Here is an 18,300-nt window from a genome sequence, read left to right on the forward strand (position 1 = left end):
TGGGGCGATGCGGTCATCGGAAAGTTTTTTTTGGCGACCAGCGCCTGAACGCATCGATTGCGGCGGCGGAAGCGGATGTCAGCGCATTGGCGAGCAGTTTGATCGATGAGTTGTGTTAGCGCTTCCGGCCTGACGCGGCCCGACCACTTCGCAGCGTTTCACCGACAGCCGGCCCGACAGACATAAACGGATTGCTATATAGCAATGTCATGCGTTAGGATTTACCTTTCATGCCAAGGAATTCAGATGCATTCGACCAAAGCCCGAATCCCAGCCATTCTCCGCTGCTCCGCCATTGCACTTGCATGGTTGTCAGCGACGGCCTCTGCCCAAACAGCACAAGCGGTGGCGCCTGCCTGTCTTGTCGGCGCCTACCGCTCACCGGCGGGCGAGGTCATCACGCTGACTCTGCGGCCGGGATATCCGAAAACGCTATTGGCGACCAATTTCAATGGCCGCGGCGGTATCTTCGAGCTGCTTGACGAGACAACCTTGGACGCTGCCGTCGACGCGGACAATCCGGCCAAGCTGGCCGGACGCCTGACTTATGCAGGATGCCAGGCCGGTTCGGTCACCTTCCAGTTTACCGGCGATGCTGCGCAATCATGGTCGCGTGTGCCGTTGCAGATTACACGTACACGCTTCATGTCTGGTGCGGTCGAGTTGAATGGCGAGCTGATTGAGCCGATTGGGTCGATTGCTGTTGCTGACAAGCCGCCGTTGTTCGTCCTGGCGCACGGTTCTGAATCCACGGCCGCCGTCGATTCGAGCAATCGTGCGTTTCTGATGGCGAGCCAAGGTGTTGCCGCATTCGTATTCGACAAACGCGGCACCGGCGCCTCGGGCGGCGTCTATACCCAGGATTTCGAGGTGCTGGCAAATGATGTTGCGGCCGCCGTAGGTGAGGCGCGCAAGCTCGGCGCCGGCCGTGTCGGACGGATTGGCGTTGCCGGTTTCAGCCAAGGCGGCTGGGTTGCGCCGCTGGCCGCCACCAAGGTGGCGGTTGACTTTCTGGTGGTCGGCTACGGTGTGATAGGTACGCCGATCGAGCAGGATCAATGGCAGGTTGATTACCAGTTGCGCGGACTGGGCTACGATGAAGACGTCATCGCTAAAGCGCGTACACTGACTGATCTGGCCGGCAACGTCGCCGCGTCCAATTTCTATCGCGGCATGCCCCAATTGCTGAAAGCCGTACGCAAGTATGAAGGCCAGCCTTGGCTGGCTAAAATCGATGGTCAATACAGTGGCGAATTGTTGCGTGGCGAAGTGACGCGGGCACGCAACGAGAGTCCGCAGGTGATCTGGCATTACGATTCGCTGGCAGTGCTGGCGCATCTTGCCATTCCGCAGCTTTGGGTGTTCGCGCAAGACGATTCGGTCGCGCCCAGCGCGCCGACTATCGCGCGTCTGGACGCCTTCCGCAGTAGCGGTAAAGATATCGCGATTGCGGTCTTTCCAAAATCCGATCACGGCATCCGCGCTTTTTCAGTCATGGCCGATGGCAGTCGAAAATATACCGGTTATGCAGCAGGGTACGATCAATTGCTGGCGGACTGGATGAAACAGAAGCCGCTGGCGCCGCAAGCGCAGGACAAGATGCTGGCGCCGGCGGCCGGCTTTTAAGTTTGTGCCGAAGTCAGTGCGAACGGCCGTCGAAATGGGTGACGGGAATCGCCGCGAGGTCGACCCCTTCCAGGCAGCGGATATTGATTGCGGCCATCGCATTGCCGGCCGCATCGCTGCCTTCGCCATAGGGATGCATGCCGCAACTCGGACAGAAGCGGTGTTTGATGACGTGCTTGTTGAAGGTGTAGCTGGCGGCGTTTTCTTCGGGCGTCAGCAGCTGCAGTTTCTGGCGCGGGACGAACCACAGCAGCGAACCCTTGCGCGAGCAGATCGAGCAATTGCAGGCCATCGCGCTGCTGAGTTCGCCGTCGACTTCAAATGCAATTTTTCCGCAGTGGCAACTACCTTTGTAGATCATCCGATTTCTCCTTGCAGCCGGCATGGCGTTACGCCAAGGCACTAACCGATCGACGTTATGAGAATGGTTGCCGGATGCGATCTCAACAGATCCTGGCATTAAGCTTTGAATTTATTCTTGAGCCCATCCAGCTTTGAGTTTGATGCTGCCTGGCCGCCGATAGTCTCATCGGCCCAATCGTCTTCCGCAACTCCGGCATCGTCGGCGAATTCTTCCGCCAGGTTCTTCCAGCCTTTGCTTGCCGCGAAGGGATTGAACTCTTCAGGTGCTTCCAGCACGATCAGCTTGTCGTCTTGTAAACCAAGATCGCCGTGGCCGAAGTCGGGGCCGGCATAACCGATCTGGCGCAGCCTGGTAAGAATTTGTCCAATCAGCACCTTGTCTTCATACAGGCGTTCCTTGCCTATCGCCGCGGCGAAATCGACATAGACGTCGATGATCCCGTAGCCTTCGTCGAAGATGCGGATTGCTTTGATGTCGTGCTTGCGGCCAGCAGCGTCGGTGACGTTGAATGGCCCGCTCAGTTGGATGTCGGTTTCGCTGTTCATATCGGCAGGATACACCAAATGGCGGCGAATGCAGAAGCCCTAAAAGGTCACGGTGGCGACCACCGTATCGGTAAAAGTCGTGGCGACCCCGGACTGTCCGGCGGGGACCCGCGCATAGATGGTGACGGGCGTCGCGGCGCCGGTGGCGGTGGTGCTGCTGGGTGCGGTTGGCGCAGTGTTGCCCCAGGTCGTGCTACGGCCGGTATCCGAGAACAGCGCGTAATTGAGATAGGTTGGCGTGCCGCCGCCGCTCGACAGGCGCCGTACCGGCGCGGCATCGGTCGAGCCGGTGCCGGGATTGGCGCCTTGTCCCAGCGTGATCACGGGCGCTGCGCCGGGCGTACAAGTGGTGGTGACGCTGGCGGTCACATCCTGGTTGGTGGTGGCGTTGGCGACGATCGGATCGTAGGTAGTGGTAAAGCCGATGGTGGAGATGCTGCAGTCGTTGCTGATGGTGACGATGTTGGTCATGGTGGCCGTCGCGGTTCCGGCAAAAGCGCTGTTGCAATAGCCCAGACAGCCTAGCAAGCCGATAGGCAAGCCGAAGACAAAAGAAGCAATGATGAAAGAGTAGTGTTGCAGTGCTTTTTTCATGGCGATTCTCCCGATTGCCGTTTTGTTTGCCAAGCCCAGGTCAATGCTCTGTTTCGGTGTCGTCTCTATTTATAGTACAAATATTTCTATATAGAAACAATTATTTATCGATAGCGATTCGGCAACTTGCTCACGGGAGGGGCGAGCAAGTTGCCGGGAATGCACTACAAGGTTGGCAGGACCAGCGTCGATTGCTGGTTCGGATTGAACTCGAAGCGCACGCCGAAACGTTCGCCCGGGTTCACCGGCGAGGCATACAAGCTGTCAGTGGTATCCAGCACCACGCCGATGTGATGGCCAGCCGGCACATCATAAGCAGTGGCCGAGAACTCGATCGGGAAATCGATGGTCTGGCCTGGCGCTGCCCAATGCAAGGTGGTGGCGCCGTGGGTGATCAGGATGCCGGTGCCGATGGCGTCGACGTCATAGAGGTAGGCGACCACTTGCGCCCGTGCCTGTGACGGCGTGACGCGCAGATTCAGCTTTGGAATGCCGCGGATCTTTTGCGTGGCAGATAGCATCGGCGCCTCATAGCGCACGCCGACGGCGAGGCTGACAGTCAGCAGCGAATTGATTACGGGAATGTCGACCGTTTCGCCGAGGGTGGACAGGATAGGGATCAGGCCGCTGGTGGCGGTGGTGTCAAAGAAGTTCTGGACCAGGTCGGAATCGGTGGTCTTGTTGAGCGCGCTGGAGATGGTTCCTTTGTCGCCTTTGCCGCAAAAGCAGCTCAGGTCGAAGCGCACCGCGCCGCGCGGGCCGAGGTAATAAGTCTGGTTGCTGAGTTCAGTGGCCGGCCAGTTGGAGAACGATTCGTGACGGTTGGTGAATTTGATTTGCATGGTCACCTTGGGTTCGGTGTCGACGCCGTTTTTCTCGCCCTTCAACCAGCGGTTAAACCAGCGATGCGCCTGGTCGTAAGGGTAGTTCGGGAGGCCCAGCAGGGCGCCGGGGATTTCTGCGGACGCATGGATGCCGGCGTTCAGCAGCATCTTCTTCGGCCCGGTCAGCGCACTGAACATCGCTAGCGAAGAATTCGGCGTGAACATGTCGTCCTGGAAGTTCTTGCTGAAGAATACCGGCGCATTGCGCTGGTTGATGGCGGCGATGTAAGTAGATGGCGAGCGTGGTTTTGCCCAGGCAGTGATATCGGCGATTCTTGCCGCGCTGGTATTCGGATCCAGCAGGGCCAGGATGTTTTGATTCACCTCGGGTGCAGGCCTGCCGGTGATGCTGCCGGCCAGGCCAAGGATGGTAGCCCAAGTCAGGTTGGGCGAGCCGGCGGTGTAAAGCTGGTCCGCCAGCGTGGCCCAGCCGGAGAGTGCAACGGCGGTCTTGAAGCGCGGATCTTGGCCCAGTGCGATCAGCGACAGCCCGGCGCCATAGGAAATGCCGCTGGCAGCGACATTGTTGATATCGATAGGAGCGTTCGCTTGCAGCCAGTCGAGCACCGATGAAACGTCGCGCACGTCTTCCGGCGCCGCCACATCCACCAAGCCTTCCGACAGATAGAAGCCGCGCGCGGTATAGCTGACCACCACGTAGCCGTCTTGCGCCAGTTTTTGCTGCTGGCCGACATATTCGACGCGGCCCGGAGCGGCCCAGCTGGCGATCATGACAATCGCCGGGAATTTCTGGTCGCTGCTACTGCGCTTTGGCAGGAACAGGTTGGCCGCCAGCTTGGTGCCGTCGAAACTGGTGATGGTCATGGCAGGGATCCAGCAAGTGCCGTCTATCGGCGAGACGATGCCGGGCCATTGCATGGGAGTGGAATAGCTTGCCGCTTCAGCCGCGGTGGCGCTGCGGCACAGCTCGGCGTTGGCGGCAGTTGACGCCAGGCTCAAGCCTAGCGTCAAGACAATGCCGGGCAGGGATAACAAAGACGTGATGCGCATGCGATGATCTCCTAAACATTATTGATTATTTTGTGCACAAAGTAAGTGCTGGATTGGCAGCTTTTTGAAGCTAAAAATCAAGCTGCAAGATGACGGTTGTTGCGATACTTGGGGCTGCAGGTTTCAGAAAAGCGGATGATTGTGATCGATCGGTATTTGGCAGGGCGTCAGAAAACGGATATAACGTTGCAGCCAATCCAATGAAATAATTTATAAGTGAACGATCGTTCTTTTATTCTCGTTTTATTAACCCACGCATCGCGTTGCAACATCAATAAAAAGATTAGAAGACAGCGACTAAATATTTATGTGCACAGAAATTAACAAGGAGTTGACGTGTTAAAACAGATCGAGGCGGGTGTGTTGAATGTGACCTATGACGAGCGCGGCGACCCTGGCGATCTCGCGGTATTTCTGCTGCACGGCTTTCCTTACGATATCCATGCTTATGACGAGGTGATTCCTGTGCTGGTGGCGGCAGGCTGTCGGGTTATTACGCCCTATTTGCGCGGTTACGGCCCGACCCGTTTTTTATCGGCGCAGACGCCGCGTTCCGGCCAGCAAGCGGTGCTTGCCCACGACCTGCTGGCGCTGATGGATGCCTTGGCGATTCCAGAAGCAGTGCTGGCCGGCTATGACTGGGGCGGCCGCGCGGCTTGCATTGCCGCCGCCTTGTGGCCGCAGCGGGTGCGCGGCCTGGTCTCGGTGGGTGGCTATAACATCCAGGATATTCCCGGTTCGGCAAAACCACAGTCGCCGGAGAATGAATTGCGCTACTGGTACCAATATTATTTCCACGGCGAGCGCGGCCGGGCAGGGTTGCAGCAGCATCGTTATGAATTTTGCAAACTGCTATGGCGGTTGTGGTCGCCGAATTGGCAGTTCGATGAGGCGACTTACCGGCGCAGTGCGGATGCCTTCGATAACCCCGATTTTGTCGACGTGGTGATTCATTCCTATCGCCATCGTTTCGGGCTGATGGCGGGTGATCCTGAGGTCGAGAGCACGGAATTTTTGCTCGCCGCACAGCCAAGGATCAGCGTGCCAGCCATTGTGCTGGATGGAGGTGGCGACGGCGTCAGCCTGATTGGAGGATCGGAGCGGCATGCGGTTTTTTTTAGCGGCCCGTACCAGCGCCGCGTTATCCCGCTGGTGGGGCATAATCTGCCGCAGGAGGCGCCGCAGGATTTTGCTGAAGCCATATTGGCGCTAACTTGATTCCTGCGGAATAATCACGCCGTAGCATGCGCTAGCGGCGTTCGGCCTCTATCTTCCCCAGCAGCCACTGCAAACCAGCCAGATGCTGCTGGTCGTGGCTGCACAGATAATGCACCAGGCTGCGCAAGGTCAACCGGCCGTAGCCCTCAAATTCTGCGTGGCGATCCAATTGCTCGGCCTGCAGGCTGGAGATCAGGGCCACCGTCTCGGCGCGGGCCGCACGGAACGACAGGAAGATTTCACGTGGATCGGATTCGGCATAATTGCGCTCGCTCGCAAGAATCTCGCTATCGATCGATACCAGCAGCGGGTTGTCTTCATCGAGAGTGCGCCGGAACCGCAGATGATAGCCGTCGATCTCGATATCGCGTACATGGCAGATCTGTTCGATGGCGTTGAACGGTTCGCTCGGCACGCCTTCCCAGGAGCGCGGTTTCCAATGCGTGAAAGCGCTCGGAATGGCGCCGTAGTGCGCTTCCAGCTGTAAGGGAAAAGTTGCCAGGGTATTCAGGGTAATCGGGTTCATGGCCGGACGTGTTGGTGGCGATCCGGTGATTATATGGCAGGCCGCAAAATCGATTTTGCGGCCACCGTTTTCATCATTCGCCTGCCTGTCGTCAGCGCCAAATCATCGCTAAGGCGTTTTTCTTTTGTCCCCCAAAAAATTGGACAGCAGATCCATCGGCAATGGAAATACCACCGTGGTATTTTTATCGGCCCCGATCACCGTCAGCGTTTCCAGGTAGCGCAGCAGGATGGCCTGCGGTTCCTGCGCCAGGACATGGGCGGCCTGGTAGAGTTTTTCCGATGCCTGCAACTCGCCTTCGGCATGGATCACCTTGGCGCGCCGTTCGCGTTCGGCCTCGGCTTGCCGGGCAATGGCGCGTATCATCGACTCTGTCAGATCAACCTGTTTGATTTCGACGTTGGACACCTTGATGCCCCAGGAATCGGTTTGTGCATCAAGCGCCAGCTGGATATCCAGATTCAGCCTTTCGCGCTCGGCCAGCATATCGTCCAGCTGGTGCTTGCCAAGCACCGAGCGCAACATCGTTTGCGACAACTGGCTGGTCGCGTTGAAGAAATTGGCGACTTCCACGATCGCTTTGCGCGGATCGACCACGCGGAAATACACCACCGCATTAACCCTGACCGAGACGTTGTCGCGCGAGATCACATCTTGTGTCGGCACTTCCAGCACCACGGTACGCAGGTCGACTCTGACCAGCTGTTGGATTGCGGGAATCAGCAGCACCAGCCCCGGCCCCTTGACGCCGGAAAAGCGGCCCAGGGTGAAGAGCACGCCGCGCTCATATTCACGGAAAATATAGATAGACGCATTTAACAAGATGAGCGCCACGAAAATCAGCGCAACCAATCCGAACCAGGCGAAATTCCAGGGCATTTTGTGCCTCCTTCCTTGTCGAGGATGACCCGGATTTGCAGGAGAGGGCTGTTAGCCGGATCGGGCAAATATCATGCAGGTCGTTCAACCAGTATAGACGACCGGACCACACTTAGACATCTCGTTGGAAGCCGGGATGTTAGGCGACAGACATGTATGCTAAATTGCTGTTTCTTAAATCATAACAGGCCGGTGTATATGGCTATTTCGGTTCGAACCATGCATTGCGGCGATGCTACTGCTGTCGCTGAATTGCTTCCGCATCTGGGTTATCCAGGAGATGCTGATCAGATCCGCCTGCGTTTTGAAGCGCTTTCGGCATGGCCCGACAACAGTATATTTCTGGCCGAAGCCGATGGCCGCGCAGTCGGGCTTTGCCAGGTTCACGGAGTACGCCTGATCGCTAGCGACGGCTATGCGGAAGTCGCCGCCCTGGTAGTGCATGCCAAGTATCAACGGCGCGGCATTGGCAAGCTGCTGCTAGACCAGGCGGATGCCTGGGCTGCCGCACGGGGATATGCCAGGCTGCGGCTGCGCTCGGGCACACATCGTGAAGATGCGCATCTTTTCTATGAAGCATCGGGTTTTGTAAAGTCCCGGGCCAGTTTCGCATTCGAGCGCGTCCTGAGCCAAAATCAATGCTAAGCCCTAAGCCGCCGATTGTGAGTCCTCCCTTGGTACATCTGAATCACGTCATCATTTACGTCGACGAGCAAACCAGCTCGGCTATCGCGCAATCGGCTTTCATGAAGAATGAATTTGCGGCGTTTGAGGCCGGCCATGTCGTGATTGAGGATGGCGCCGGCTGGAGCGGGCTTTATATTGACGGCGAGCAGACCTATGTCGAAATCTTCGGGCCGTCGCAAGCGTCGGCCAATGGGAATCTCATCGGCGATGCAGGCGTCTGCCTCGGCGTCGACCATCCGGGCGAGCTAGAGGAGGCACGCGCTCTCCTGCAAGCGTCCGGCGATATCAGCTGTCCTGATCTGGTCAGGCGCCAACTCAACGGCGAGGAAATACCCTGGTTCCGCTATGTCGATCTTGACGACTCCGACGCTGCGCGGGCATCCTTCACAGTCAGCATCATGGAATACGACCAGCACTTTTTGAAGAGAAGCCGGCCCGGACTGGCTGCCGGCCAGGACGGTATCACCCGTAAGCAATATAACGCTGCCCGCTTTCGGCCAGAGCGCTATCTCAAGGATATTATCGAAGTTACTTTGGCTCTGGAGCCGGTTGAAACCATACGCTTTGGCCGTCAGCTGGTTGCGTTAGGATATGTACAAATGCCTGAAGGCGAGACGGAGATATTTAGTAGTCATCAGCTCACGCTTCGTCTGATACCAAGGACGGCTTCGCTAAAAGGCGTCGTTGCGTTGAAGCTGAGCTTGTTGAAGAAAAAAGAGGGCGAGACAATTTACCGTTTTGGCGAGGAATCGGTGTTGCGGTTTGATGATGCGCACACTGCCAGCTGGCTTTTCGGTCTGCATTAGAGGCTGTTGCAAAATTAAGATGGCTAGGCGCGCCGACGAAGACAGTACGAGTAGTACGGCTAGGAGGTGCAACAACGCCAGGTTAATTTTGCAACAGCCTCTTAGAATAAATTTGATGGCCGGCATCCATTCGTTACTTGTCTGCTCATATCAGACCAACCGCAACAAGGAGCAATCAATTCATGCAAATATCCGGCGCCATCCCCATCATCCGCATTTTTTCCGAAGCCAAGGCCAAAGAGTTTTATCTGGACTTTTTGGGTTTTACCCTTGAATGGGAACATCGTTTTGAAGAGAATTTTCCACTGTACGCACAGATAAAACGTTCCGGTCTGACCATTCATCTGAGCGAACATCATGGTGATGCAACGCCTGGCTCGACGATCTTTGTGCCGGTAGTGGATATAGATGCCTTGCAGCGCGAGCTGCTTGCCAAGAACTACGCTTATGCAAAGCCGGGCGTTGAAGATCTGCCTTGGGGCCGGAATATGGAGATCGCAGATCCTTTCGGTAACCGGATTCGCTTTTGCGAATCACGCACCGGCTAACCAGGCAGGCTGGGTCGCCGCCTGAACCATCCGGCAAGCGACAGCCGGTCGCGTGTCGCGGGCAGCACTTCGTGCAGCATGTCGGCAGACAGGAATAGCACCAGCCTGCTGCCGATGGGGGAAATATCTTGTGCGGGCTGGCCCTCGGGGTGCAGCCGCAAGGCTCCGCCTTGTTCCGGCAGCCAGTCGGGATTGAGATAGATGACCACCGATACCGTACGGCTGTCGTCATCGCGAAAGCGATCCAGATGGGTTTGATAAAAGGAGCCAGGCGTGTAAAAGGCGAAATGGCTTTCATACTCGTCCAGTCCCAGAAACAGCTTGCGGTTCAATATCAAGCGCAAGGTTTCCATGATCTGCAGATAGCGGTCGCATGCGGAAGATTGTCCCGCCTTAAGCCAAAGAATCTGGTCGCCGCGGATCTCTGCACGCACTGCCTGCGCCGCGCCGCGACCTACAGCGGCGTGATTCAATGCGCCGCTGAGCTCCAGCGCGCGGCATTCCTCGGCCAGTTCCACAGTCAGCTCGGCAGGCAGGAAAATGTTTTGCTGCGACCAGCCGTGTTCTGCCAGGTCGCCGGTCATGAGTAGCTGCAGCGCCTCGCTGAGGCACTCGGGGGATTCTGAAGGCATCGCTACAACTCTTCCTGGCAAACGTGCATTCGCTGCGAATCGTCAATAGTCCGGAAGCGTTGTTTCAACGATGCCGCCATAAACTCCACAGAACAGGGATTTACGGCTGGCTAATCAGTGTAACACTAGCGCCCGATGCGCATCAGGTCGAGGCGGGTACGCAATCAGATAAAATCGGGGGAAAGCCCGCTTCAGGTCTCGCTCCATTGCCGCATCAGGTTGTGATAGCAGCCGATCAGGCTGCGCCGCGCTGTTTCGTCGGCGTTGGTCTGATTGAGTTTCTGGATAGCGTTATCCATATCGAACAGCGTGCTGCGCTGGCCATCGTCGCGCACCAGGCTTTGCACCCAGAAAAAACACGCGGTGCGGGTACCGCGCGTGATCGGGGTCACCTGGTGCAGGCTGGTGGCGGGATAAATCACCATGTCGCCGGCTTCCAGTTTCACCGAATGCGTGCCGTAGCTGTCTTCGATCTGCAGTTCGCCGCCGTCATACGATGACGACTCGGACAAGAACAAAGTGGCGGAGATGTCGGTGCGCAGCTTGCGGCCGCTATGCGGATGGATCCGCACGCTGCCGTCGACGTGGGCGCCAAAGTTCATGCCCTCGCCGTAGCGGTTGAACATCGGCGGATAGAGCGTATTGGGCAGCGCCGCGCTGATGAAGCGCGGGTGGCGTTCCAGCGCCTCCAGAACGATTTGCTGGCACTGTAGCGCCACTGCCGAACGCTCATCGATCTGCTGGTTGAACTTGACTGCCGCTCCCTGGTAGCCGGCCGTGACGCGGCCGTCTACCCAGGCCGGTCCGGCCTGGTCGAGCAACTGGCGCAGCGCGTTGAGCTGCGCCGCATCGAGTACTTTGGGAATGGCAATCAGCATGAACCTGCCTCTAATTACATACGATAGTTGAGCGACAGCATTGCGGTACGGCCCGTGCCTGGCACAGAACGGCCGCCGTCGGACTGGATCAACGCATCGTAATACATCTTGTTGGCCAGGTTGAACAGATTCAGGCGGATATCGTATTTCGGTTGCGTATACGCCACCGTTGCATCCCAGCGCGTATAGCCACCAGCCTGTACGGTATTGGTCGGGTTGGCGTAGCGTGCCGACATGTAGCTGGCGCCGCCGCCGACTTCCCAGTGCGGCGCCACCTTGTAAGTGGTCCAGCTGGTCAGCGTGTTTTTCGGCGTGTTGACCGGAGTCTTGCCTAATGTGGCGTCGAGAGTGGACGACTGGATTACCTGAGCGTCCAGATAGGTATAGCCGAGCGCGACCTGCCAGTCCTTGGTGATATGGCCGGTGGCGCCGGCGCGCGCGCCATTGACTCTTACCGTGCCGTCCAGTACATAGATGCCGGTGCTGATTTGGCTGCGTGCGTTTTCCTTCTTGATCTGGAAGATGGCGGCGTTAAGAGACAGCTTGTCGTTAAGCGCATCCCATTTGCCGCCCAGTTCATAGGAGCGGTTCTTTTCCGGGTCGAGGTTTTGTTGGCCGGTGGTGCCGGTCAGTTGTTCCAGCGAGGGGTTGAACGAGGTGCCGTAAGACAGGTAGTAAGACTGCTCCGCACTTGGCTGCCAGACGCTGCCCAGGCGCACGCTGGTGAAGTTGACGGTTTGCTGGGCTGAAGGCAGTGCGGTGTTCTTGGCGGCCGCCGGTGCATTGGTCGCATTCAGCGAGTTGGTGATGCTGGCGATGTAACGATCGAAGCGCAGGCCGCCGACCAGTTTGAATTCCGGTGTCAGCGTCGCGGTATCGTTGATGTAGGCGGCGACCGTGTTGGCGGAACCGCCGGCGCGGTTGCCGGCCTGGCTGACGACATTGCTGCCGGCCGTGTTGTAGCTAGGATTGAGCAACGGCACGCAGGCGTTGTAGCCAGCTACCGTGGATGGCGCATTCAAGGCCACGCCGTTGCAGCTGCCGTTACGGTAATAGCCCTGGTTATCATAGCCGTCATGGCCGACTTCGAAGCCCGCCAGCAGCTCATGTTTGATGCTGCCGGTGCTGAGTTTGGCCGACAGTTCGGTCTGGTTGAAAATCGAATAATCGCGAATGTCGCGGTCATGGCTCTGGCCGCGCACATACAGGCTGCTCAGAGGCAGCGTGCTGACTGCCGAGGTTGGCAATGGCGTGAAGCCGGCGGCAGAAACCGTGCCGATGGTGTTCGGCGCGGTCTCTACCGCGCTGGTGTGCACATAGTTGAACTGGGTCTGGTTGCGCAGCACGATATCCGGCGTGATCTTGTGACGAATAGTGGTATTGAGCGAAGCCACGTCCTGGTTGGTGTGGTCACTGTTGAGGCCGTAGGCGGTATCGCGGCCGACATTGGCTGGATGGCCGCTGAGCGGCGGCAAGCCATAATCAGGCATGTCGTGATTATGCTGGATCAGCGCCGACAAGGTGATTTCAGTCGGGGTGCCGATGCCGAATACGTAGGAGCCGGCCAGGCCGAAATCCTGGACGTCGGTCTGGTCGCGCGTGGTGGCCTTGCCGCTTTGCGCCATGGCTGACAGTCGCAGCGCCGAAGTGTCCGACAAAGGATGGTTGTAGTCCGCGGTAGTACGCACCAGGCCGTTGGTGGTGGCCGATGCCGACACTTCCGTCGATGCATGCAGATTGGCTTTCTTGGTCACCTGATTGATCACGCCGCCAGTGGAGCCGCGGCCGAACAGCATGGACGACGGCCCCATCAGCACTTCGACTTCATCGATGGCGAAGGTGTCGCGATAGTACTGGCCGCGGTCGCGGAAGCCATCCAGATAGATGTCGGTACGTGCCGAAAAGCCGTTCAGGTTGATGTTGTTGCCGATCTGGCCGCCTTCGGCGCCACCCAGCGTGATGCCGGCGACATTCCGCAGCGCATCGGCCAGTGAAGACGCGCCTTGCGATTGCATCAATGCCTTGTTTACCACCACCACCGATTGCGGCACGTCGTGCAGGTCGGCCGGCAATTTGGTGAGGGAAGTGCCGTTGGCGTTGAAATCGCCACGGCTGCCTTCAACCACAACTTCTTGCAGCACGGCGGGGCTGGCGTCTGTTTTCGGGGTGGCGGCCTGTTGGGCGTACAACGGCAAAGGACTGGCAAATACTGCGACCAGGGCAGTGGCAATCGGATTCAGGCGGTTCATTTTATAGTTGGCAAAAAAGGTTGTGCAGGTTGGCTGATGCGAACGAGCAGATTTTTGGCTGGCTAATACGGCAGGCGAACCCGTTTTGCTGGCTAGTTGGCGTTGAGTTGCAAATGAGACTGATTGTGTAATCGATTCTCATTTATTGTTAATTGGCGACGGAATTATAAATGAGAATCATATCGAATTGATAGACGGAAATTGTAAGAGCGTCGGATTAGCAACAACTTGCCAGACTGCCCACTGTTTCCGTGGGTCACAATTTCAAGTGCTTAATTGTTGCAATCTGGTCAAATATCATTTGTCCCACGGGGTATTTTTCGCAACAAAGAATGCGCGCACAGTACGGGTTCTGGTGAGCGGGCGCAGTAGTCGCCTGGCAACGCCATCGGCATTTCCCAATTCATTCAAAGGCATCCCATGACTACAACTATTCAAAGCATTCCCGCGATCGGCCTCGGCACCATCCGCCTTCAAGGGCAAGTGGTGATCGATTCCGTGCGCAGCGGCATCGAGGCCGGCTACCGCCATATCGATACCGCGCAAATCTATGGCAACGAGGCCGAAGTCGGGCAGGCGATGGCCGAGAGCGGCGTAGCGCGTGAGGAACTGTTCATTACCACCAAGATCTGGATCGAGAATCTGGCGCACGACAAGCTGATTCCGAGCCTGAAGGAAAGCCTGCGCAAGCTGAGGCTGGAGCAACTGGATTTGACGCTGATCCATTGGCCGTCGCCGCAAGATACGATCCCGGTTGCCGAGTACATGGCGGCCCTGGCGGAAGCCAAGGCGGCCGGGCTGACCAGACAGATCGGCGTGTCCAATTTCACCAACGCTCAGTTGCAGCAAGCGATCAGCACTGTAGGCGCGGCCGAGATCGCTACCCAGCAGGTGGAAATCCATCCATTCCTGCAAAACCGCAAGGTGGTGGAATTTGCCCGCAGCCAAGGCATCCATATCACAGCCTACATGCCGCTGGCGTACGGCAAGGTCATGCAGGATCCGGTAATCGCGCGCATCGCCGAGCAACATCAAGTCAACCCGGCCCAGGTCGCCCTGGCATGGTCGCTGCAGCAAGGCTTCGCGGTGATTCCTTCCTCTACCAAGCGCGCCAACCTGGACAGTAACCTGCAGGTGCGCGATATCGTCCTGTCGGCAGATGAGATGGCGCAGATCGCCACCCTGGAACGCAACGAACGCCTGGCGAATCCGGACGGCCTGGCGCCGCTTTGGGACTGATCATGGAAACGGTCGTGCCACCGCATGGTCCCGGCTCGGCACCGGTGGTTTCAGCGTCGGCCTTGAACTGCCGCTGGCGCAAGGCTGCACTGCGAGCCTGGCATGCGGCGCCATGTCGAACTGGCTGCCATGCAGGGCGCCGGCGTCAGCCACATCGGCTTGCATTTCCGCCAGAACCGGCGGCCGGTGGCCGAGTCGATGGCAGAAGTCGCCGAATTTGTCTTACCCGAATTTCACGTCACAACGACGCCTGAAAATGTCGCTGAAGCAGCGACTGTCTAATCTATCCAAGGAAACACCATGCGTATCAAATCACCCGGTAAAGTAGGATTCGGCACCGCCCCTTTGGGCAACATGTTTCGCGATATCCCGCAGCAGGAAGCCATGGCCACAGTGGAAGCGGCCTGGCAGAACGGCATCCGCTTTTACGACACCGCACCATTCTACGGCGCCGGCCTGGCCGAACTGCGCCTGGGCGAAGCGCTGGCCAGCCATCCGCGCGACGAGTACGTGCTGAGCACCAAGGTCGGACGCCTGATCCTGGATGAAGTGGAAGATACCAGCACCCGCGACATGGGTGAAAAGGGTGGCCTTTTTGTATATGGTTTGCCGAACAAGGTGGTCTACGACTACTCGACCGATGGTACTTTGCGCTCGATTGAAGACAGCATCAAGCGCTTGAAAACAGACCGCATCGATTACGTCTGGATCCACGACATCGCCCAGGATTTTCATGGCGAAAACTGGCGCGAGGTGTTCGACGTGGCCATGAACGGCGCGGCCAAGGCGCTGACGCGTTTGCGCGAAGAGGGTGTAATCAAAGGCTGGGGGCTGGGCGTGAACCGCGTCGAGCCTTGTGTGCTGACTTTGCAGCAAGCAGATCCTGACGGTTTCCTGCTGGCTGGCCGCTATACCTTGCTCGATCATCAGCACGGACTGGAACAGCTGATGCCGGCTTGCACGGAACGCGGCCTCGGCATTGTCGTCGGCGGTCCTTATAATTCAGGTATCCTGGCTGGCGGCGACCATTTTGAATACCAGAAGGCGACGCCTGAGATGATCGCCCGGGTCGGGCACATGAAGACTATCGCGACGCGCTTCAACGTCGATATCAAGGCGGTGGCTTTGCAGTTCTCGCTGGCGCATCCGGCGGTGGCGGCGGTGATTCCGGGCGCCAGCCGGCCTGAACGCATCGCGGAAAACCTGGCCTTGGCGACTACGCCGATTCCCGCCGATTTCTGGCTTGAATTGCGCCGGCAGAAACTGGTTGCGGAGGATGCGCCGTTGCCGGGCGCTTGAAGCATCGGTTGATGGAGAATTGAGAAATCGATTCGCCGTCTAGCGTTCTTCCAGCAGGAAATTGCGTTCGCGCAGCGGCGCCAGGCCGGTGGCTGCGCCGGTTTCGTCTTTCAGCTGGATGCCGGACAGTTGCCGCTGGCGTGCTTGCGTCAGCAGGTAATGCAGTTTGAATGCGGCCTCTTCATACGACAATCCGGCCGGCCGCACATTGGAAATGCAATTGCGGCTTTCGTCGGTCAAGCCCACCCGCGGCGCCCAGGTCAGGTACAAGCCCATGCTGTCTGGCGAGCTCAGGCCGGGACGTTCGCCGATTAATATCGCCACCATCTTGGCCGCGAATATTTCGCCGATTTCATCGCCGATGGCGACCCGGCCCTGCCGCACGATGGTGACTGGCGCCAGCGACCAGTTATCCGGCGCCAGCGTTTTCATCAGCGCATCGAGAAAGGGACGGGCGTTCTGTTCAATCGCCAGCGCCGACAAGCCGTCGGCAATCACGATGGCGAGGTCGTAAGGCGCAGGCGGCTGATGGCTTTGATGCAGTTCCAGCAGAACCGCGCGGGAGGCTGCATCCAGTCGCCGCCCGAGATCGGGGCGCTGCAAGTAGGTATCGCGATTTCCTGCAGCGCTTGAGACGGCAACGCAGCCGAATTCCTGATTTGCCTGGCACAAGCTGCTGGTCAGTGCCTTGACATCCAGCGCCAAATGCACTGCATCGCGCGCCCTGGCATGCGCCAGCTGGAATTCGAGCTGTGCCGAAGTCGGCAGGCTGACGCCGCTACGGCCCAGCGCAATCCGGGCGGCAGTGAATTGCCGCAATGCCTGCCAGGGATTATCGACTACCGTGGGATTCGGTTTATTCATGCAAGCTCCCTCAGGACAGGCGCAGCAGCGCTTGTTGAAATGCCGGCGGCAGGGTCTCGCCCAGCTTCACCTGCTCGTCTTCCGTAAAAATTTTCATCGCCTTCAGCCACGCCTCGAATTCCGGTGCGGGTTTTAATCCCAGCAAGCGCCTCACATACAAGGCGTCATGGAAAGACGTGGTCTGATAGTTGAGCATGATGTCGTCCGAACCGGGAATCCCCATGACGAAGGTGCAGCCGGCGCTGCCGAGCAAGGTCAGCAGCACGTCCATGTCGTTCTGGTCGGCTTCCGCATGGTTGGTGTAGCAGACGTCGCAACCCATCGGCAGGCCGAGCAGCTTGGCGCAAAAGTGGTCTTCCAGGCCGGCACGGATAATCTGCTTGCCGTCATACAGATACTCGGGGCCGATGAAGCCGACCACCGAATTCACCAGTAACGGCTTGAACTTGCGCGCCACCGCATAGGCCCGCGCTTCGCAAGTCTGCTGGTCGATGCCGTGATTGGCGTTGGCCGACAACGCGCTGCCCTGGCCGGTTTCAAAGTACATGACGTTGTTGCCGACGGTGCCACGGCCCAGCGACAGTGCGGCTTCGCGCGCTTCCGCCAACAGCGCCAGGTTGATGCCGAAACTGAGATTGGCCGCCTCGGTGCCGGCAATCGACTGGAACACCAGGTCCACCGGCGCGCCGCGGTTGATGGCTTCAATGGTGCTGGTGACGTGGGTCAGCACACAGGACTGGGTCGGGATCTGGTAACGATCGATGATGTCGTTGAGCATGGCGACGATCTTGATCACTTGCGGCACATTGTCGGTGGCCGGATTGATGCCGATCACCGCGTCGCCGCTGCCGTACAGCAGGCCGTCGAGGATGCTGGCGGCGATGCCGCTGGCGTCGTCGGTCGGATGGTTCGGCTGCAGGCGCGTCGACAGACTGTTGGGCAGGCCGATGGTATTGCGGAAGCGGGTCACCACCCGGCATTTCTTGGCGACCAGGATCAGGTCTTGCACGCGCATGATCTTGGAGACTGCTGCCGCCATTTCCGATGTGATGCCGGGCGCCACGGCGCTCAACGCGGTGTCATCGACCGCATCGCTCAGCAGCCAGTTACGGAAATCGCCGACCGTCAAATGCCTGATTCGGGCAAAGGCGGCCACATCGTGGTCATCGATAATCAGGCGGCTGACTTCATCCTGCTCGTACGGTACCAGCAAATCATTGAGGAAAGTAGTGAGCGGCACAGCGGCCAAGGTCATCTGCGCCGCCACCCGTTCTTCCGCGCTGGCTGCGGCCAGGCCGGCCAGGTAGTCGCCGGAGCGCGGCGGCGTGGCCTTGGCCATCAGGTCTTTCAGGTCGCGGAACTGATAGCTTTTGGCGCCGACGATATGGCTGAACAGAGGCTTGCGGTTGGTTATTGCGCTCACTGATGTGATCCTCCATGCATTTGCCGGG

At 58.3% G+C, this 18,300-nt stretch carries 18 protein-coding genes and 1 pseudogene; 8 read left to right on the top strand and 11 right to left on the bottom strand.

The window, feature by feature from the left end; translation table 11 throughout:
• Nucleotides 1–345 precede the first annotated feature (345 nt).
• Nucleotides 346–1,626 (top strand): alpha/beta hydrolase, encoded by a 1,281-nt coding sequence (locus tag ABI171_RS05225; protein ID WP_348091554.1) that lies wholly within the window; start codon nucleotides 346–348, stop codon nucleotides 1,624–1,626.
• 13 nt (nucleotides 1,627–1,639) lie between these two features.
• Here ABI171_RS05225 and ABI171_RS05230 read toward each other — a convergent pair whose 3' ends face one another.
• The 4 genes from ABI171_RS05230 to ABI171_RS05245 form a co-directional block, all read right to left on the bottom strand.
• A complete protein-coding gene (locus tag ABI171_RS05230; RefSeq protein ID WP_348091555.1) occupies nucleotides 1,640–1,987 on the bottom strand; it encodes a GFA family protein in 348 nt (115 codons plus the stop codon).
• 98 nt (nucleotides 1,988–2,085) lie between these two features.
• The gene (locus tag ABI171_RS05235; protein WP_348091556.1) at nucleotides 2,086–2,535 is read right to left on the bottom strand and encodes a hypothetical protein; all 450 of its coding nucleotides are present in this window, start codon (nucleotides 2,533–2,535) and stop codon (nucleotides 2,086–2,088) included.
• A gap of 39 nt (nucleotides 2,536–2,574) precedes the next feature.
• Nucleotides 2,575–3,129, bottom strand: coding sequence for a spore coat U domain-containing protein (locus tag ABI171_RS05240; protein ID WP_348091557.1), 555 nt, complete (start codon nucleotides 3,127–3,129; stop codon nucleotides 2,575–2,577).
• A 164-nt stretch (nucleotides 3,130–3,293) separates the two neighbouring features.
• On the bottom strand, nucleotides 3,294–5,024 hold the full coding sequence (locus ABI171_RS05245; protein ID WP_348091558.1) for a CocE/NonD family hydrolase: 1,731 nt from the start codon (nucleotides 5,022–5,024) through the stop codon (nucleotides 3,294–3,296).
• Between the two features lie 336 nt (nucleotides 5,025–5,360).
• Here ABI171_RS05245 and ABI171_RS05250 point away from each other — a divergent pair, with 336 nt between their 5' ends.
• On the top strand, nucleotides 5,361–6,242 hold the full coding sequence (locus ABI171_RS05250; protein ID WP_348091559.1) for an alpha/beta hydrolase: 882 nt from the start codon (nucleotides 5,361–5,363) through the stop codon (nucleotides 6,240–6,242).
• Nucleotides 6,243–6,273: 31 nt separating this feature from the next.
• Here the strand turns inward: ABI171_RS05250 and ABI171_RS05255 are convergent, their stop codons facing one another.
• Together ABI171_RS05255 and ABI171_RS05260 are read right to left on the bottom strand one after the other, a co-directional pair.
• The gene (locus tag ABI171_RS05255) at nucleotides 6,274–6,768 is read right to left on the bottom strand and encodes a DinB family protein (protein WP_348091560.1); all 495 of its coding nucleotides are present in this window, start codon (nucleotides 6,766–6,768) and stop codon (nucleotides 6,274–6,276) included.
• 108 nt (nucleotides 6,769–6,876) lie between these two features.
• Nucleotides 6,877–7,647: a slipin family protein gene (locus ABI171_RS05260; RefSeq protein ID WP_348091561.1), complete on the bottom strand. Its 771-nt coding sequence runs from the start codon at nucleotides 7,645–7,647 to the stop codon at nucleotides 6,877–6,879.
• 198 nt (nucleotides 7,648–7,845) lie between these two features.
• Here ABI171_RS05260 and ABI171_RS05265 point away from each other — a divergent pair, with 198 nt between their 5' ends.
• From ABI171_RS05265 to ABI171_RS05275, 3 genes are all read left to right on the top strand, one after another.
• Complete coding sequence (locus tag ABI171_RS05265; RefSeq protein ID WP_348091562.1) at nucleotides 7,846–8,292, top strand: GNAT family N-acetyltransferase; 447 nt, start codon at nucleotides 7,846–7,848, stop codon at nucleotides 8,290–8,292.
• Entirely contained in the window at nucleotides 8,286–9,140 is an 855-nt protein-coding gene (locus tag ABI171_RS05270; protein WP_348091563.1) for a DUF5829 family protein, read from the top strand. Before ABI171_RS05265 ends, ABI171_RS05270 begins: the two co-directional genes overlap by 7 nt.
• Before the next feature lie 182 nt (nucleotides 9,141–9,322).
• Entirely contained in the window at nucleotides 9,323–9,688 is a 366-nt protein-coding gene (locus ABI171_RS05275; protein ID WP_348091564.1) for a glyoxalase superfamily protein, read from the top strand.
• Here ABI171_RS05275 and ABI171_RS05280 read toward each other — a convergent pair.
• The 3 genes from ABI171_RS05280 to ABI171_RS05290 form a co-directional block, all read right to left on the bottom strand.
• Nucleotides 9,685–10,320, bottom strand: coding sequence for a 2OG-Fe(II) oxygenase (locus tag ABI171_RS05280; RefSeq protein ID WP_348091565.1), 636 nt, complete (start codon nucleotides 10,318–10,320; stop codon nucleotides 9,685–9,687). The two genes, ABI171_RS05275 and ABI171_RS05280, sit on opposite strands and share 4 nt — an antisense overlap.
• Nucleotides 10,321–10,511: 191 nt before the next feature.
• Nucleotides 10,512–11,198 carry a Fe2+-dependent dioxygenase gene (locus tag ABI171_RS05285; protein ID WP_348091566.1) on the bottom strand — a complete coding sequence of 229 codons (687 nt, stop codon included), beginning with the start codon at nucleotides 11,196–11,198 and terminating at the stop codon, nucleotides 10,512–10,514.
• A gap of 14 nt (nucleotides 11,199–11,212) precedes the next feature.
• Complete coding sequence (locus ABI171_RS05290) at nucleotides 11,213–13,447, bottom strand: TonB-dependent siderophore receptor (RefSeq protein ID WP_348091567.1); 2,235 nt, start codon at nucleotides 13,445–13,447, stop codon at nucleotides 11,213–11,215.
• A gap of 420 nt (nucleotides 13,448–13,867) precedes the next feature.
• On the opposite strand from ABI171_RS05290, the gene dkgB reads away from it, so the two are divergent.
• From dkgB to ABI171_RS05305, 3 genes and pseudogenes are all read left to right on the top strand, one after another.
• Nucleotides 13,868–14,686 carry a 2,5-didehydrogluconate reductase DkgB gene (gene dkgB, locus ABI171_RS05295; RefSeq protein ID WP_348091568.1) on the top strand — a complete coding sequence of 273 codons (819 nt, stop codon included), beginning with the start codon at nucleotides 13,868–13,870 and terminating at the stop codon, nucleotides 14,684–14,686.
• Between the two features lie 117 nt (nucleotides 14,687–14,803).
• Nucleotides 14,804–14,968 (top strand): annotated as a pseudogene (locus ABI171_RS05300) (LLM class flavin-dependent oxidoreductase); the annotation flags it as partial.
• Between the two features lie 18 nt (nucleotides 14,969–14,986).
• A complete protein-coding gene (locus ABI171_RS05305) occupies nucleotides 14,987–15,985 on the top strand; it encodes an aldo/keto reductase (RefSeq protein ID WP_348091569.1) in 999 nt (332 codons plus the stop codon).
• 39 nt (nucleotides 15,986–16,024) lie between these two features.
• Here the strand turns inward: ABI171_RS05305 and eutC are convergent, their stop codons facing one another.
• The gene (gene eutC / locus ABI171_RS05310) at nucleotides 16,025–16,849 is read right to left on the bottom strand and encodes an ethanolamine ammonia-lyase subunit EutC (RefSeq protein WP_348091570.1); all 825 of its coding nucleotides are present in this window, start codon (nucleotides 16,847–16,849) and stop codon (nucleotides 16,025–16,027) included.
• Between the two features lie 10 nt (nucleotides 16,850–16,859).
• Nucleotides 16,860–18,272, bottom strand: coding sequence for an ethanolamine ammonia-lyase subunit EutB (locus ABI171_RS05315; RefSeq protein ID WP_348091571.1), 1,413 nt, complete (start codon nucleotides 18,270–18,272; stop codon nucleotides 16,860–16,862).
• Nucleotides 18,273–18,300 lie beyond the last annotated feature (28 nt).

Source organism: Collimonas sp., assembly GCF_039923675.1.
In the GTDB taxonomy this organism is placed as follows: domain Bacteria; phylum Pseudomonadota; class Gammaproteobacteria; order Burkholderiales; family Burkholderiaceae_D; genus Collimonas.

Bases quoted from the DNA above. Each gene is read 5' to 3' on its own strand.
- ABI171_RS05235 (WP_348091556.1), bottom strand. From the start codon at position 2,535: ATGAACAGCGAAACCGACATCCAACTGAGCGGGCCATTCAACGTCACC.
- ABI171_RS05270 (WP_348091563.1), top strand. From the start codon at position 8,286: ATGCTAAGCCCTAAGCCGCCGATTGTGAGTCCTCCCTTGGTACATCTG.
- ABI171_RS05245 (WP_348091558.1), bottom strand. From the start codon at position 5,024: ATGCGCATCACGTCTTTGTTATCCCTGCCCGGCATTGTCTTGACGCTA.
- ABI171_RS05290 (WP_348091567.1), bottom strand. From the start codon at position 13,447: ATGAACCGCCTGAATCCGATTGCCACTGCCCTGGTCGCAGTATTTGCC.
- dkgB (WP_348091568.1), top strand. From the start codon at position 13,868: ATGACTACAACTATTCAAAGCATTCCCGCGATCGGCCTCGGCACCATC.
- ABI171_RS05265 (WP_348091562.1), top strand. From the start codon at position 7,846: ATGGCTATTTCGGTTCGAACCATGCATTGCGGCGATGCTACTGCTGTC.
- ABI171_RS05280 (WP_348091565.1), bottom strand. From the start codon at position 10,320: ATGCCTTCAGAATCCCCCGAGTGCCTCAGCGAGGCGCTGCAGCTACTC.
- ABI171_RS05255 (WP_348091560.1), bottom strand. From the start codon at position 6,768: ATGAACCCGATTACCCTGAATACCCTGGCAACTTTTCCCTTACAGCTG.
- ABI171_RS05240 (WP_348091557.1), bottom strand. From the start codon at position 3,129: ATGAAAAAAGCACTGCAACACTACTCTTTCATCATTGCTTCTTTTGTC.
- ABI171_RS05260 (WP_348091561.1), bottom strand. From the start codon at position 7,647: ATGCCCTGGAATTTCGCCTGGTTCGGATTGGTTGCGCTGATTTTCGTG.
- ABI171_RS05275 (WP_348091564.1), top strand. From the start codon at position 9,323: ATGCAAATATCCGGCGCCATCCCCATCATCCGCATTTTTTCCGAAGCC.
- ABI171_RS05285 (WP_348091566.1), bottom strand. From the start codon at position 11,198: ATGCTGATTGCCATTCCCAAAGTACTCGATGCGGCGCAGCTCAACGCG.
- ABI171_RS05230 (WP_348091555.1), bottom strand. From the start codon at position 1,987: ATGATCTACAAAGGTAGTTGCCACTGCGGAAAAATTGCATTTGAAGTC.
- ABI171_RS05305 (WP_348091569.1), top strand. From the start codon at position 14,987: ATGCGTATCAAATCACCCGGTAAAGTAGGATTCGGCACCGCCCCTTTG.
- eutC (WP_348091570.1), bottom strand. From the start codon at position 16,849: ATGAATAAACCGAATCCCACGGTAGTCGATAATCCCTGGCAGGCATTG.